Origin of the sequence: Kitasatospora sp. NPDC088783 (assembly GCF_044750705.1) — a bacterium.
Taxonomy (GTDB): domain Bacteria; phylum Actinomycetota; class Actinomycetes; order Streptomycetales; family Streptomycetaceae; genus Kitasatospora; species Kitasatospora fiedleri.
Genome location: NZ_JBIVKJ010000005.1, coordinates 384,301 through 398,918, shown reverse-complemented (window position 1 = coordinate 398,918; position 14,618 = coordinate 384,301). Strand labels below are relative to the sequence as shown.

16 protein-coding genes are annotated in these 14,618 nt (G+C 75.0%); 5 read left to right on the top strand and 11 right to left on the bottom strand.

What is annotated here, in order from left to right:
* Nucleotides 1-204: 204 nt before the first annotated feature.
* Nucleotides 205-1,302 (top strand): tRNA (adenosine(37)-N6)-threonylcarbamoyltransferase complex transferase subunit TsaD, encoded by a 1,098-nt coding sequence (gene tsaD / locus ACIP60_RS17690; RefSeq protein WP_400685106.1) that lies wholly within the window; start codon nucleotides 205-207, stop codon nucleotides 1,300-1,302.
* Nucleotides 1,303-1,363: 61 nt separating this feature from the next.
* The gene (gene guaD / locus ACIP60_RS17685) at nucleotides 1,364-2,716 is read left to right on the top strand and encodes a guanine deaminase (protein ID WP_400685103.1); all 1,353 of its coding nucleotides are present in this window, start codon (nucleotides 1,364-1,366) and stop codon (nucleotides 2,714-2,716) included.
* A 118-nt stretch (nucleotides 2,717-2,834) separates the two neighbouring features.
* Here guaD and ACIP60_RS17680 read toward each other — a convergent pair whose 3' ends face one another.
* The 6 genes from ACIP60_RS17680 to ACIP60_RS17655 all read right to left on the bottom strand — a co-directional run bounded on the left by ACIP60_RS17680 (nucleotide 2,835) and on the right by ACIP60_RS17655 (nucleotide 7,355).
* Nucleotides 2,835-3,839 (bottom strand): DNA topoisomerase IB, encoded by a 1,005-nt coding sequence (locus tag ACIP60_RS17680; protein WP_400685101.1) that lies wholly within the window; start codon nucleotides 3,837-3,839, stop codon nucleotides 2,835-2,837.
* Nucleotides 3,840-3,911: 72 nt separating this feature from the next.
* Entirely contained in the window at nucleotides 3,912-4,808 is an 897-nt protein-coding gene (locus ACIP60_RS17675; RefSeq protein WP_400685098.1) for an SDR family oxidoreductase, read from the bottom strand.
* Between the two features lie 73 nt (nucleotides 4,809-4,881).
* Nucleotides 4,882-5,487, bottom strand: coding sequence for a flavodoxin family protein (locus ACIP60_RS17670; RefSeq protein ID WP_400685096.1), 606 nt, complete (start codon nucleotides 5,485-5,487; stop codon nucleotides 4,882-4,884).
* Nucleotides 5,488-5,596: 109 nt separating this feature from the next.
* Complete coding sequence (locus ACIP60_RS17665; protein ID WP_400685094.1) at nucleotides 5,597-5,845, bottom strand: DUF6296 family protein; 249 nt, start codon at nucleotides 5,843-5,845, stop codon at nucleotides 5,597-5,599.
* Entirely contained in the window at nucleotides 5,842-6,243 is a 402-nt protein-coding gene (locus ACIP60_RS17660) for an STAS domain-containing protein (protein WP_400685091.1), read from the bottom strand. The genes ACIP60_RS17665 and ACIP60_RS17660 overlap by 4 nt, the downstream gene beginning before the upstream one ends.
* A gap of 404 nt (nucleotides 6,244-6,647) precedes the next feature.
* A complete protein-coding gene (locus tag ACIP60_RS17655; protein ID WP_400685088.1) occupies nucleotides 6,648-7,355 on the bottom strand; it encodes an alpha/beta fold hydrolase in 708 nt (235 codons plus the stop codon).
* 104 nt (nucleotides 7,356-7,459) lie between these two features.
* Here ACIP60_RS17655 and ACIP60_RS17650 point away from each other — a divergent pair, with 104 nt between their 5' ends.
* Nucleotides 7,460-8,311: an AraC family transcriptional regulator gene (locus ACIP60_RS17650; RefSeq protein ID WP_400685085.1), complete on the top strand. Its 852-nt coding sequence runs from the start codon at nucleotides 7,460-7,462 to the stop codon at nucleotides 8,309-8,311.
* Between the two features lie 334 nt (nucleotides 8,312-8,645).
* Entirely contained in the window at nucleotides 8,646-9,203 is a 558-nt protein-coding gene (locus ACIP60_RS17645) for a hypothetical protein (protein WP_400685082.1), read from the top strand.
* Nucleotides 9,204-9,356: 153 nt separating this feature from the next.
* On the opposite strand, the gene ACIP60_RS17640 is transcribed toward ACIP60_RS17645, so the two are convergent.
* Nucleotides 9,357-9,707 (bottom strand): 5-carboxymethyl-2-hydroxymuconate Delta-isomerase, encoded by a 351-nt coding sequence (locus ACIP60_RS17640; protein ID WP_400685080.1) that lies wholly within the window; start codon nucleotides 9,705-9,707, stop codon nucleotides 9,357-9,359.
* Nucleotides 9,708-9,818: 111 nt separating this feature from the next.
* Between ACIP60_RS17640 and ACIP60_RS17635 the strand changes: the two genes are divergently transcribed.
* Complete coding sequence (locus tag ACIP60_RS17635; protein WP_400685077.1) at nucleotides 9,819-10,841, top strand: hypothetical protein; 1,023 nt, start codon at nucleotides 9,819-9,821, stop codon at nucleotides 10,839-10,841.
* Here ACIP60_RS17635 and ACIP60_RS17630 read toward each other — a convergent pair.
* From ACIP60_RS17630 to ACIP60_RS17615, 4 genes are all read right to left on the bottom strand, one after another.
* Nucleotides 10,815-10,982 carry a hypothetical protein gene (locus tag ACIP60_RS17630; protein WP_400685075.1) on the bottom strand — a complete coding sequence of 56 codons (168 nt, stop codon included), beginning with the start codon at nucleotides 10,980-10,982 and terminating at the stop codon, nucleotides 10,815-10,817. The genes ACIP60_RS17635 and ACIP60_RS17630 overlap by 27 nt on opposite strands.
* A gap of 152 nt (nucleotides 10,983-11,134) precedes the next feature.
* On the bottom strand, nucleotides 11,135-12,550 hold the full coding sequence (locus ACIP60_RS17625; RefSeq protein ID WP_400685072.1) for an oxygenase MpaB family protein: 1,416 nt from the start codon (nucleotides 12,548-12,550) through the stop codon (nucleotides 11,135-11,137).
* A 213-nt stretch (nucleotides 12,551-12,763) separates the two neighbouring features.
* The gene (locus ACIP60_RS17620; RefSeq protein ID WP_400685069.1) at nucleotides 12,764-13,615 is read right to left on the bottom strand and encodes a DUF4253 domain-containing protein; all 852 of its coding nucleotides are present in this window, start codon (nucleotides 13,613-13,615) and stop codon (nucleotides 12,764-12,766) included.
* A gap of 9 nt (nucleotides 13,616-13,624) precedes the next feature.
* Complete coding sequence (locus ACIP60_RS17615; RefSeq protein WP_400685066.1) at nucleotides 13,625-14,467, bottom strand: GNAT family N-acetyltransferase; 843 nt, start codon at nucleotides 14,465-14,467, stop codon at nucleotides 13,625-13,627.
* Nucleotides 14,468-14,618 lie beyond the last annotated feature (151 nt).

The following is a 14,618-nucleotide window of genomic DNA, read 5'->3' as shown; positions in this document are numbered from 1 at the left end:
GGTCTCACACCTCCCTGGAGTGCGGGTCGGAAGTCGCTCTGCTCCGGATGTCCCCCTGCGTCCGACGCGGCTTGAGCATGTCCCGTCATCTTCGGAGAGGTCAAGCGCCTGGCCGAAAACGCACCCCCGGAGCGCCCGGGTCCGGAAAGCCCGGGAGGGCGGGGAGTACGCGCTTCACGGCCCCTTACTGCACACTGTGTGCAAGTGCGAACCTATTGCGGAGTGGAGGGCGGGCTGGTGGCGAAGTCGCCGGTGGTGCTGGGGATCGAGTCGTCCTGCGACGAGACGGGCGCGGGGCTGGTGCGGGACGGGGTGCTGCTCGGGCAGGCAGTGGCCTCCAGCATGGACGAGCACGCCCGCTACGGCGGCGTGGTCCCGGAGATCGCCGCCCGCGCGCACGTCCACGCCATGGCCCCGGTGGTGCACGAGGCCCTGGAGCGCGCCGGGTTGACCCTCGCCGACGTCGGCGCGGTGGCCGTCACCACCGGCCCCGGCCTGTCCGGCGCGCTCCAGGTCGGCGTGGCGGCGGCGAAGGGCTACGCGTTCTCGCTCGGCGTGCCGCTGTACGGCGTGCACCACCTGGCCGGACACGTCGCCGCCGCCGCCCTGGACGGCGGGCCGCTGCCGAACCCCTGCGTGGTGCTGATCGTCTCCGGCGGCCACACCTCGCTGCTGCTGGTGCACGACCTGGCCCGCGACCCGATCGTCCACCTCGGCGACACCCTGGACGACGCGGCCGGCGAGTGCTTCGACAAGACCGCCCGCGTCCTGGGCCTGCCCTACCCCGGCGGCCCCGCCGTCGACCGCGCCGCCCGCACCGGCGACCCGGCCGCCGTCCGCCTGCCCCGCCCGCTCACCGGACCGCACGACGACCCGTACGCCTTCTCCTTCTCCGGCCTGAAGACCGCCGCCGCCCGCTGGGTCGAGGCCCACCGCGCCGCCGGCACCACCCCCCGCGTGCCCGACGCCGCCGCCTCCCTCCAGGAGGCGATCGCCGACACCCTCACCCGCAAGGCCGTCCGCGCCTGCACCGACCACGGCATCACCACCCTCGTCGTGGTCGGCGGCGTCGCCGCCAACTCCCGCGTCCGCGCCCTGACCGAGCAGCGCTGCGCCGCCGCCGGCATCACCCTGCGCGTCCCGCCACCGCGCCTGTGCACCGACAACGGCGCGATGGTCGCCGCCATCGGCGACCTGCTGGCCCGCTCCGGCGCCGCACCCGCCCCGCTCGACCTCTCCGTCGACCCGTCCGCCCCGCTGGAGCACGCCGCCCTCACCCCGCGCCCCCGGCAGGCCGCATGACGCCGCACCAGGTCGTCTAGCCGGTTTGACCATCCGCGGAGCGACGTGGGGATACTCCCCCATGGCAACGGCAACCGGAGCACGGGGCACGACGGCGGTACGCGGGCGGATGGTCTGGTTCCGGGCCGACCCGTTCCTGACCGACCGGGCGGAGTCCTTCGTCCACGAGCCCGACGGCCTGCTGATCTGCGAGGACGGCAGGATCACCGCGATCGGCGACCACACCGCGCTGCGCGACCGGCTCCCCGCGGGCACCACCCCGGTGCACTACCCGGACCACGTGATCAGCGCCGGGTTCGTCGACACCCACGTCCACTACGCGCAGACCGGCGTCATCGCCGCGTTCGGCTCGCGGCTGGACGACTGGCTGGACCACTACGCCTACGCCGAGGAACGGCGCTTCGCCGACGCCCGGTACGCCGCGGACACGGCCGCCGCGTTCTGCGACGAGCTGCTGCGCAACGGCACCACCACCGCGCTGGCCTTCTGCACGGTCCACCCGCAGTCGGTGGACGCCCTGTTCGCGGAGGCGTCCCGGCGCGACCTGCGGATCGCGGCGGGGAAGGTGCTGATGGACCGGGACGCCCCCGACGCGCTGCTGGACACCGCCCGGCGCGGCTACGACGACTCCAAGGCACTGATCGAGCGCTGGCACGGCAAGGGCCGCAACCTCTACGCGATCACCCCGCGCTTCGCCCCCACCAGCACCCCCGAACAGCTGGAGGCGGCCGGGGCCCTGTGGCGGGAGCACCCGGGGACGCTGGTGCACACGCACGTCTCGGAGAACACCGACGAGGTCGCCCGCGTCCGCTCGCTGTTCCCGGAACGGAGCGGCTACCTGGACGTCTACGACCACCACGGGCTGCTCGGCCCGCGCGCGGTGCTCGCCCACGGCGTCCACCTGACCGGGCGGGAACGGGCCCGCTGCTCGGAGACCGGGACGGCGCTCGCGCACTGCCCCACGTCCAACCTGTTCCTCGGCAGCGGCCTGTTCCGCGTCCGCGCCGCCAAGGACCCGGCCCGGCCGGTGCGCCTCGGCCTGGGCACGGACGTCGGCGCGGGGACGAGCTTCTCGATGCTGGCGACCATGAACGAGGCCCACAAGGTCGCCAAGCTCACCGGCTACCCGCTGGACGCGGTCGAGGCGTTCCACCTCGCCACCCGCGGCGGCGCGCAGGCGATGGGCCTGGAGGGGACGGTCGGCTCGCTGGAACCCGGCCACGAGGCCGACTTCGTGGTGCTGGACCCGAAGGCCACCCCGCTGCTGGCCCGGCGCACCGCCCGGGCCGAGGACGTCGAGGAACTGCTCTTCGTGCTCGCCGTGCTGGGCGACGACCGGGCCGTCCGCGCCACCTACGCCGCCGGCGTCCTCGTCCACGACCGCGACGCACCCCCGGCCGCCGCCGCGCCCTGATCCCGACGCGCCACCGCGTCCGCCCACGCGTCCGGCCCGCACCTCCGCCGCGAGCCGGTCCGGCGATCGGGCGATCGGGCGATCGGGCTGGCGGGCTGGCGGGTTGGCGGGCGGGCGATCAGGAGAGGAGCGCGCGGACCGCGTCCTCGACCGGGCCGTGCGTGGCGACCGGCCCGCCGTCGGCGCCCAGTCCGCCGAGGGCCGGGGCGATGGTGACGCCCTCCTCGAACAGTTCGATCAGGCGCGGGTCGATGTAGGAGGCCCGGCAGACGGCCGGGGTGTTGCCCAGGTAGTCGGCCACCTCCCGGACCACCCGCGTCACCGCCCGCCGCCGGGCCGCCTCGGACCTCGCGGCCGCCGGCCGCGAGACGGCGAGCCCGACCGCGGCCAGGACGGTGGCGTTCCAGGTCCGGAAGTCCTTGGCGGTGAGGTCGCTTCCGCCGGTCTCGCGCAGGTACGCGTTGAGGTCGCTCCCGTGCACCTCGTGCCACGAGCGGCCCTCCCGGTGGACCAGGAGCCGCTCGCCCGGGTACCGGCTGCGCAGCAGGGACCGGACCACGGCGTGGGTCGGCGGGTCGGCGAGGGCCGCGATCCGCCGCCGGCCGGACTTGGCCGGGTAGTCGAAGCGGACCTCGCCGCGGGCCAGGGTGACGTGCGAGCGCAGGACGGTGGTCAGGCCGTAGGAGCCGTTCTCCCGGGCGTAGGCGTCGGAGCCGATCCGGAAGAGCCCGAGGTCCAGCAGGCGGGTCGCGCACGCCAGCACCCGTTCGCGGCCCAGTCCGCGCGCCGCGAGGTCCCGCTCGACGGCGGCCCGCAGCTTCGGGAGGGCCGCCGACGCCGCCACGACGTGCTCGTGCTTGGCCTCGTCCCGCCGGGCCCGGAACGCCGGGTGGTAGAGGTACTGGCGGCGGCCGGCCGCGTCGGTGCCGACGGCCTGGAGGTGCCCGTTGGGGTACGGGCAGATCCACACCTCGGTCCAGGCGGGCGGCACCGCCAGCGCCTTGAGGCGGGCCCGCTCCCCGTCGCCCACCGGCCGGCCGTCCGGGGCGAGGTACCGGAAGCCCCGGCCGTGCCGCACCCGCCGGTACCCCGGCCGGTGGGGGTCGCTGGTTCTCAGGCGCACGGTCGAGGTCCTTCCGTCACGGTCGCGGCTCTGCGGCTCTGCGGCTCTGCGGGGGTCGGGGCAGCGGGGCGGTCAGGGCAGCGGGGTGCCCCCGGTGGCGTTGACGATGTCGCCGGTGATGTAGCCGGCCTCCGCCGAGGCCAGGAAGACGTAGGCGGGGGCCATCTCGGCGGGCTGGGCGGGGCGGCCCAGCGGGGACTGCTTGCCGAACCCGGCGACCTTCTCGGCGTCCATCGTGGCGGGGATCAGCGGCGTCCACACCGGGCCCGGGGCGACGGCGTTGACCCGGACGCCCTCGGGGGCGAGCTGCTGGGCCAGGCCCTGGGTGAACGTGACGACGGCGCCCTTGGTGGTCGCGTAGTCCAGCAGGTGCGGGCTCGGCTTGTAGCCCTGGACGGACGCGGTGTTGATGATCGACGACCCCGGTTTCAGGTGCGGCAGCGCCGCCCGGCAGAGCCAGAACATCGCGTACAGGTTGGTCTTCACCACCCGGTCGAACTGCTCGGTGGTGATGGCGGCCAGGCCGTCCGGCTGGGACATCTGGTAGGCGGCGTTGTTGACGAGCACGTCCAGGCCGCCGAGTTCGGCGACGCAGCGGGCCACCAGGTCCGTGCAGAACCGCTCCTCCCGGACGTCCCCCGCCACCGCCAGGGCGCGCCGTCCGGCGCCGCGGACCAGCCGGACCGTCTCCCGCGCGTCGTCCTCCTCCTCGGGCAGGTGGCAGAACGCGACGTCGGCGCCCTCCCGGGCGAAGGCGAGCGCGACGGCCCGGCCGATGCCGGAGTCCGCGCCGGTGACGAGCGCGACCCGCTCCGCCAGGCGGCCGGTGCCGCGGTAGGTGTCCTCGCCGTAGTCCGGTTCCGGGTCCATCTCCGCGCTGCTCCCGGGGTGCGGCTGCTGCTGCTCGGCGAAGTCGGGCTTCGGGTACTGCTCGACGGGGTCGCTCGACGCGGACCGGTCGCGGGTCATCGCTCGTTCCTTCCTCTCCGCCCGCCCGGTCCCCGGAGCGGGGACCGCGGCGGGGCGGTGCCGGCGTCGGTGGTCACTGCGCGGGGGCGGGCCAGGCTCGGGTGGCGAGTGCCGAGGCGACGTGGTGCAGGTTGGCGGCCATGGTGCGGCCGGTGGTGTGCGCCCAGTCGTGGCCCTTCTCCTCGTCCAGGTAGTCGGGGCCGGGGCCGGGGCCCAGGTGCCAGTACGTCCAGGCCTGGGCGGGGATCGTGTAGCCGATGTCGACCAGGCCGCCGCAGATTTCGCTGATCACGTGGTGGGCACCGTCCTCGTTGCCGGTCACCACCACGCCGGCCACCTTGCCGAACGCGACCGGGACGCCGTCGTCGTCCGTCTCGGAGATCATCGCGTCCATCCGCTCCAGCACCCGCTGGGCGACCGAGGACGGCCGACCGACCCAGGTCGGCGAGGCGACGATCAGGATGTCGGCGGCGAGCAGCCGCTCGTGGACGGCGGGCCACTGGTCGCCGCCGCCCATGTCGGTCTTCACGCCGGGCCGGATGTCCAGGTCGACAACCCGGACGGTACCGACCTCCACCCCGCGCTCGGCCAGGGCGTCGGCGACGCGGGAGGCGAGGGCGTCCGTGTTGGACGGCTCGGGCGAGGGCTTCAGGGTGCAGTTGAGGATGAGTGCGCGCATGATCCGCGCCTACCCCGCCCGCCGGAGCCCAAGGCAGCAGGGTCGCCGGGTTCACCCGACCGGCGGCAGGACGCTCCGCGCCCGACCTCTCCGACCAGGGCCTCGCCGGTCAGGGCATGGGGTGGGCGTGCAGGACGACCGGCAGCCCGGACCCGCGCGACGGGGACAGCGGGCTGGCGACCTGACCGGTGACCTCCACCAGGAACGTGCCGTCGGCGTCCGCGTACACGGCTCCTCCCCCGGGGCCGGTCCGGCCGGTGCGGTACACGGTGACGGTCCGCGCCCGGCAGTGCGCGCCCGGACGGCCGGGCAGGGTGACGACGTACCGCTCCGGCTGGGTCCGGCTGTCGGTGCTCATCGCCGCCCCCGGTGGGCCAGGGCGTCGGCGACGCTGTCGTGCACCTCGAACACCGCCCGGGTGCCGGTGGCCTCCAGCAGCCGGGCCGTCTGCGGGAGTGGCCCGGCCAGCACCAGCCCGGACCCGGCGGCCTCGGCCTCCTCCCGGGCCCGCAGCAGTTCGTTCAGCCCCGTCACGTCGCAGAACACGAGCCGGGACAGGTCCAGCACCAGCAGGCGGGCCGGCGCGGCGCGCAGGGCGCGCTCCAACGCCCGGCGCAGGAGGCGCCGCTGGTCGAGGTCGATCTCCCCGTCCAACCGCAGCACCCGGGCCCGGCCGGGGACCTCCACCACGGTCGGCCTGAGCACGGGGGCGGGGGCCTCGGCGGGCAGGGAACGGAGCAGCTGTTCGACGGACATGAGCGGGCCTCCTGCGCACGGGGGAAGCTGTCCACCAACGATGCTGCCTCGCCCCGCCCGCCCGGTTCAAGCCCGGCACGCAACCGGCACCCGACCGCCCACCCGCACCACCGGCCGGGACCGGCGTCCGTGCACCTCGGCCCGTAACCGCGACCGTACGAGCGAGTCCTCTTCACAGCCCTTCCTCCCGTCCTCGCAGCACGTGCCCGCGCACCGGCCGGGACTGTTCCGGAAGCCCTCCCGCGGCCCTGTGACCGAACGCGCGGTGCGGCGGGTCGGGCAGAGCCGGGCGGCGATCACCCGGCCCGTCGCGCTGTCCGGCCGGGGGTGTCCGTTGCCACCCGGCTCGACCGGGCACGCCACGACCTCGACCGGGCCGTCCGTCCCTGGGCGAGGGCGGCGTCTCAGCCGGGTCCACCAGGTCCACCGGGGTCGTCCGCTTCGTGGAGCAGGAGCGCGGCGACCGCCCCCGGGTCTTCGCGCATGGCGTTGTGGGCGGTCGGCAGGTCGTGGACGGTCCATCCCGGGTCGGCGAGCAGCCGGGTGCGCTGGTCGGCGAACGGTGTGCGGTCCTCCCATCCCGAGCAGTAGACGAACTCGCGGCGGGGGACGTCGGCGTGGGCGCCCGTGAGGCGGACCGTCTGCAGGAGGGCGGCGAGCGGGTGGGGGCGACGGCGCGGGTCGCCGTCCGGCCGCCACGGGGGTTGGACGGCGTAGCCGCTGGTGGCCGCACCGGCGACGAACGACTCCCGGTAGCCCTCGTTCATGAGGGACCAGCACGACTCGGCGTCGCGCGGTACGCAGGCGTCCAGGTACACCAGGCGGCGGACCCGCCGGTCGGCACGGTCGGCGGCGGCGGTGATCACCATCCCGGCGTAGCTGTGGCCGACCAGCGTCACGTCGTCGAGGTGGGTGCGCTCCAGCAGGCGCAACACGTCGTCGGTGTGGGTGTCGAGGTTGGCGGTGGCGATCGTGGCGGGGTCGTCGTGGGGGCGGAGGCCGGTCAGGGTCAGGGTGTGGACGGTGTGGCCGACCCGCTCCAGCAGCGGGACCACGGCCTCGAACGCCCAGGAGCCGTGCCAACCGCCGGGAACAAGGACGAACGTTGCCATGGGACTTCCCCTCACCTGCTCGGCCGTGGCGTCGGGGGCCACCGCTCACGACGAAAAGCCTCGTCGACGCACGTCGTGGCTTGCCACCGATAGGCTGCCAACCGATGCCCGTTCGCCGCCAAGCCCGCCCGGACGCCGGCGCCACGTCGCTGACGTGGCCCTCCGGCGGGCGCCACCTGTGGCCCTCCGGCGGCGGCAGCGGGGTCCAGGCGCACGCGCGCGGGCACCTGGTGTACGCGGCCAGTGGTGTCCTGGCGCTGCACACCGAGACCGGGACGTCGATCGTCCCGGCCAACCGGGTCGCGTGGACACCGGCCGGGTTCACCCACCGGCATCGCGCCCACGGGGACACGGACATGCGGATCGTCTTCCTGCCGCCGTCCCTGGCCCGGCTGGTGCCGGGGCGTCCGGCGGTGTTCGGCGTCTCCGGCCTGGCGCGGGAGGTGCTGCTCGCCCTGACCGGCCCGCGCGGCGACGGCCACCACGGCTCGGGCGGTGGGGGTGGGGCGGTGCCCGGCTACGGCCGCGCCGCGCGCGGGCGTCTGTTGCGGGTCCTGGTCGAGGAACTGCGCGAGGCCGACGAACAGCCCTTGCACCTGCCGCACCCGCGCGACGACCGGCTGCGGGCGATCGAGCGGATCCTGTCCCGGACGCCCGCCGACACCACCACGCTGGCCGGGCTCGGCCGGCAGGTCGGGACCAGTGCCCGCACCCTGAGCCGGCTGTTGCGCGCCGAGCTCGGCATGACGTTCTACGAGTGGCGCACGCAGTTGCGCGTGCACCACGCGCTGGTGCTGCTGGCCGAGGGCCACGACACCACGTACACCGCCCACGCCTGCGGCTGGGCCAACCCCAGCGGCTTCATCGCGGCGTTCACCGACCTCGTCGGCACGACCCCGGGCCGCTACCGGGCCGGCGGACAACGCGGGCCGGGTCACACCCGCCAGGGGGCGTGAGCCGCCCGGCTCCACCATCCGCGGCCGGGTTCCGACCACCGCGTCCCGGCTCCTCGGCGCCACCGACAACGCCCGCCCGAGTCGCCGACCCGCGTGCTCACTCGCCGACCGGAGCGCTCGGTCACCGGCCCCGCCCCCGTCCGGCCCCGCCCCCGTCCGGCCGGGTGCCGGGGGTCAGACCTCCATTTCCCTCCAGGTGAATTCCACAGCTCCCGAGTGACACATCAACGCCAAATCGTCACGCTGAGTATCAAGATCCACCGCCCGAGTGACGAACCGTCACGAAAGGCGGGCGGGCGCGTACCCGGCCCGGCCGGGGCTCGTTGGGCGGGGCATGAAGAAGATGATCACTTGTGCGGCGGTCGGGCTACTCGTCCTGGCCGCCGCCGCGAGCCCCGCAGGGGCGGCCACCACCCAGCGGTCCGGCGCTCACCTGGCGCGCGGGCACGGCGTCGCGGCCTGTCCCGCCGACGCGTTCTGCCTCTACGAGCGCGAGGATGACAACGGACAGCAGAACGGCGAGATCTGGGTGTTCCAGCAGGCGAAGCGCGGCGTCACCACCCCCCGGCTGGACCTGCCCCGCACCGGGGCGTTCGGGTTCGGCCGCTCCGCGGTGGCCAACGACAAGGACTTCGTCACCATCCGCCTGTCGCCCGACCCCTGCTCCACCGTGCACAACCCGGCCCGCGACTGGGAGTACCTGATCTTCATCCCGGACAGCGGCTACCCGGACCGCACCGCTCGCGTCCCCGACCTGAGCCGTGCGAAGGGCATCCACCACACCGCCCGGGAGGTGGACGAACGGGGCCGCCAGGTGGTCTCCGGACGCACCCTCGACCTGAACCACCGGGCCCGCTGCCTACTCTTCGACGAATCCACGCCCGGACTCTGACGCCCCGCCGCCCCGGCCATCGCCCTCCTTCGACCCCCACATCCACCCCGGCCCCGCCATCGGCGCCACCCCCGCCGTCACCGCCACGGCTACCGCCCGGCGGGCGCCGGCCCCCACTCCCTCGGTCCTACTCTCCGGTCCTCCCCCCGGCCCTCACTGTCCGGGGTGCTGCACGAACACGTAGGTCTCCCGGTCGAGTTCGGTGACCTCCACGCAGAACGCGGCGGGCACCCGGACGTACGCGCGCAGCAGCTCCGTCACCCGGGTGGTGAGCGTGCTCCGGATCTCTGCGCTGCGACCGGCCAGGAGCTTGATCTCGACCAGCACCACCGCCTCCGTCGACGCGCCGTCGCCCACCAGGTGCTGCGCAGCCTCGCGCACCAGTGTCTTGCAGTCCTCCACCCGGGTGTCGACGACGGCGGGAATCAGCTGGTGCACCTCCTTGGCGAAGCCCGTGGCGTCGAAGTCCAGGCCCGGCGAGTGGTCGATCAGGATCTGCGGCACGGCGGTCGCCCTTCCCGGACGGCGGGCCGCACCGGGGCCTTCCCGGGTCTGCCGCGTCCGTGATCCAGAACATAGCCCCGCGGCGACACTCCCGGCGGGCATACTGGCGCAATGCCCGACCGCCGCCCGCCCGATGCCGTCGAACCTCCGGACCCGTTCGAAGGTCTGGTCCTGGACGAGGAGTTCATCCGCTCCGCCACCGTGAGCGAGCCGTCCGCCCGGACCAGGATGCTCAGCGAGCGCTGGCGCCACGAGCCTCCGGTCGATCCGGGTGGCCGCCGCTGGTCCCAGGACGGCCCGGCCCGTGCCCGCCGCGCCCGCCGCTCCGGCTCCGGACGGTTCGGCACCCGGTTCCGCACGCTCAGCCGGGGCGAGCGCTGGACGGTGGTGCTCGGTGTGCTGATCGTCCTCCTCGTGGTCGGCGGGCTGCTGTTCGGACCGAACCGGGCGCACACCCCGCAGATCGCGTCCCCGGGCACCCGCCCTGGCAGCCCCCGTCCCACCGTCGACCAGGCGCTTCCCGGCGGCGGGACGTTCGCCGGCAGCAAGTGCGGGCAGCACGGCTACCACCACTTTCCGACCACCGCCGACGCGCTCCCCGCCGGGGAGTCCGCCGGGAAGCCCACCGGTCCCTGGCTGCGCTTCGCCTCCTACGGCTACCAGCGGCTGGACGCCGGCCGGCCCGGCGAGTTCGTCTTCGACCTGGAGCTCGGCTCTGGCTCGGACGCCCCGCTGGTACTCGCCGCCCCGCTGGGCAGCGCGGGCGTCGCGGTCGAGATCGAGGGCCCGAACGGGGTGGTGGCCGCCGCCCACGGGCTGCCCACCACGGTGGACGGCGCCGCGCACACTCCCGACGGCCGGGGCTGGCTGATCACCGACGGCGGCGCGACCGCCCACGTGGTGCTGCCCGCCGCGGCGCTGTGCCCCGGCGTCGACGCACCGGCGCTGGCCGCCGGGCTGACCCCGCGGACCGACGCCGGCCAGAACGTCACCGGCCCCGCCCCCTACACCCTCACCGTGTCGGCGGCCGATCCGGAGATCGCCGAACTACGCCGCCCGCTGGGAACGCGGTCCGGTGGCGAGGTGCTGGCGGCCACCAACCAGTCGCTACAGGCGGTGGCGAAGCCGGTCTGACCGGGCGGGCGAGTTCGAGGGGAAGTCCGCCCGGCTGCGGCTGCCGCCGTACGCGAGGAAGTCGTACGGCACGCGGCCGTGGCCGGTCCTGGCGTTGAGCGGCGCGACGGCGGCCTCGGCGACCGGGCCCTGGGTCCGCACCAGTTCCTCGATCCGCCCGACCGGCGGTTCACCCTCTCTCCAGTTGTCAAGGAACTGCCCCCCGGGGCGGTCTCCGCACCCGGCCCCGACCAGCACCGCCGCCCGCGCCCGCGGCAGTACCGGCACCGACGTCACGGCTCAGCGCCGTGCCGTCATGGTCGACCCAGCAGTTGGGTACCGGCGGTGCTCTCCGTCCGGGCGGTGAAGAACTCGGCGAATCCCCTCACGAACTCCTCCTCGGTGATCTGTCCGTCCCCGTCGGTGTCCAGTTGGCGGAAGCCGTGGGTCAGTTCGGCGGGATGGACCCGGGAGCCGCCGAACAGGGTGCGGTACTCCTCGGCGTCCAGCAGGCCGCTGTGGTCGAGGTCGGCGGCGCGGAACATGGCGCGGACGGCGACGTGCAGTCCCTGGTCCAGGTAGTCCGGGTCCCGGTCGATGCCGGCGAGCATCGCGGTGACGAACTCCTCGCAGGAGATCTCGCCGTTGCCGTCGGCGTCCACGGTGGCCAGCAGGTGGTGCCACCAGGTGTCGAAGGCGGCGTACACGGCGGACTCACCGGCCTGGTCGAGCTCCAGCGGCCAGCAGATGTTGTGGGCCATCGCCTGGAAGTCGGCCGAGGTCAGCCGTCCGTCCCCGGTCTGGTCCATCACCTGGCGGTAGAACGCGGCCATCCGCGCCGGCCGGTTGTCCCGGCGCGGGGTGCGCGCCGGGCGCGGTGGCCTGGCCTGCTGTGGTCGGGCCCGCCCGCCGTCCGACAGCGTGCGGTAGCGCAACCGGTCCGGCAGTTGGAGCGCCACCGCCCGGGCGCCGCGGTGGACGACCCAGGAGAGCACGGCCGCGCCCCGGCTGCGCGGCAGGCCGAACTTGGCGCGGAACTCCGATGGCAGGTCGGCCAGGGTGAGCGTGGTCAGGAAGCGGGCGACGAGTCTGCGCAGCAGCGGCCAGGCGGGGCGGAGTCGGCCGAGGCGGCGCGGGGCCGGTGCGCGGGTCAGGACGGTGTACAGCATGTCCTGGGCCGCTTCGGTGAACTCCAGGGTGTCCCGGATGGTGGCGCCGATGTAGTCGGGCACGTCGGCGGCGGTGGGCGGGAACAGTTCGTCGGGGAGTTCGAAGGCGGCGCAGACCGTGCGGAACTCCCGATAGAGCCGGTCCAGTTGGGCGGGGCGCAACGGGCGCCCGGTGAGCGCGTGGAGGGCGGTCATCGCCTCGTACAGCGTCACCAGCACCCAGACCCGGACGGCGGGGTCGAGCGCGGTGTAGGGACGGCCCCGGTCGTCGACCCCGGCGATCCGGCGGTGGCTCCGTGCGAGTCGTTGGACCTCCAGGTGCAGGGCTTCCCGGTCGGCGGAGAACAGGCGTCGGCCGCTGTCCATGGTGTGCTCGATCCGCCGCCACGGGTGGCTGCGGTAGGTCGACAGTTGGCTGACCCCGGCGGCGACCGCCGGGTGCGCGTTCTGCAGCACCAGCAGCCGCCAGGCGACCAGGGCGATCCGCTGTTCGCCCAGGGTGCGGCGGAGCATCGAGCCTGCTCCCGATCCGCCGGTGCCCGTCCGCGTGCTTTCCGTCATGGTCTGCTCCCCCCTGGGCTTTTCGGCCCGATCCGTACCGCTCCGTCCCTGTCTTGTCGGCAACCCTAGGGTCCGTGGAGACGGGAACTCGGCGCTACGGAGGCCAAACCACCCGCCGGAGCGAATTCTTGTGCGATTCTTCGCTCGCACGAGTGGGGCGTGATCAACCGGAGTTGACGTTCTCCCGGGGAACGCACCAGCGGCGGGTGCCCGTCAGTCCCACCAGAAGGACCACTGCGCGGCTCCGACCAGCCCGGGCGCGTACTCGGTGAGCGTGCCCGCGCCCTGGAAGATGTTGTCGGGGCAGAACGCCAGGTGCTCGGCGGCGATCCGCAGCGCGCTCCGCCCGTCGCCGGGCGGGGCGGCCACGCTCAACTCCAGCTCCGCGAAGCCGACCTGGACCAGCCGGGTGCCGTAACGGCGCTCCCAGTCCAGCAGGACGGCGGACACCTTGGCGATGTCGTCCTCGTGGTTGACCGGGCCCGACCAGCCGCAGGCGGTCAGCGCCTCCGCCCCGCTCGCCGCGGCGACCAGGCCGATCCGCAGGTGCGCGTTGCCCGCGAGCAGTTCCCGGGCGAGCGCGCGGGCCGCCCCGTCGGGGTCGCCGGCCTGCTCGGCCGCGGGCGCGGTGCCGGGCCAGCCGTCGAGGAACGGGGCGACGGACCGCCCGAGTTCGGACATCTCCTCCGGGTCGAGCGGCTCGCCGTCGGAGTCCACGACCGTGGAGTACTCCCAGCCGGTGCGCAGCAGCGCGCCCGGGTCGTACCAGTCGGGTTCGCTGGCGGAGACGGTGTCGAGTTCGCCCGTCGCCCAGGGCCGGAACTCCTCCTCCCCGACCCGCAGCGGCGCGAGCAGCAGCGGCCACAGCCCGCTGCGCGGGTGCTCCCGGTGGAGCTTCTCCCACAGCCCGAGCGGTGCCGGCCCGTCGCTCAGCCAGAGCACCGGCGCCGCCTCCTCCCCTCCCTGCCGGGGGCTGACCAGGCGCCCGGCGGGCAGCAGTCCGGCGACGGTACTCGGGTCCCCACTGGGCAGCAGACGGCGCAGATCGTGCTCGGCATCGGTCATGCGAACACGCTAGCGACCGCGGGTGACAAGTTCCGGCACCGCGCCCGGACGGGACCCGCCCTCCCGTCCGGGCACCGCCGCCGCGTCGGCCCCGCGCTGCGCCGCCGCGCCGAGGAACCGGTGGTCGAGGCCGAGCCGCCGGTAGAGCCCGATCGCCGCCGTGTTCCAGTCGTCCACCATCAGCGCCGCGCGCGGCGACCGCGCCAGGATCCCGCCGAGCACCAGTCGGCAGGCCGCCGCCGCGTGCCCGCGTCCGCGCCCGTGCACGGGGTCGCTGACCACACCGGCGAGCAGGCCGACCGTCGGGGCGGGCCACGCGTCGGCGGCGAGCGCCGTGAGCCGCCCGGCCTCGTCGCGGACGCCCGCCCAGGCACGGACGCCCGGCCGGTGCGGGTGGGCGTACGAGGCGGGGAAGTGGCGGTCGATCAGCTCGGCGGCCTCGTCCCACTCGTCGGGAGCCAGCCAGTACGCGCCACCACCGCCACCCGCCGCCCCGGCACCGAGCGGTGGAGCGCCGGTCCCGTCGCGCTGCATCCAGCCGAACCGCCCGCGCGACTCCAGCCCGTCGTGGCGCGCGCAGAGTTCCGCGAGCAGTTCGGCGTCCCCGAACGGGCGGTAGCTCGGGCCGACCAGGGCCGTCACCCCGTCCAGCAGCGGCAGCAGTTCGGCGACGGGCCCGCGGACGGCGATCCGGTCGCGCCCGGAGAGCGCGGGCGAGGCGACGGCGACGGCCCGGCCGGAGGCGGAGGTCCAGGCGCGGGCGCCGCCGGCGAGTCCCTGCGCGGCCCAGACCAGCACGCTGTCGTCGCCGGTGGCGGTGCGGAGTCGCTCCTCCGTGGTCAGTTCGAGCACGGAGCCATTCTGCGCCGCACTGTCCGTCCGCCCCGCCCCGCCCCGGGGTGACGGCGCCGCGTTCGCCCTGGTCAGGGGAGTCCGGTCCTCCTGCGGTAGTGCGTCCATCAGTCATCACCACCACATGTGACATACCACCTGCCCCCTGTCG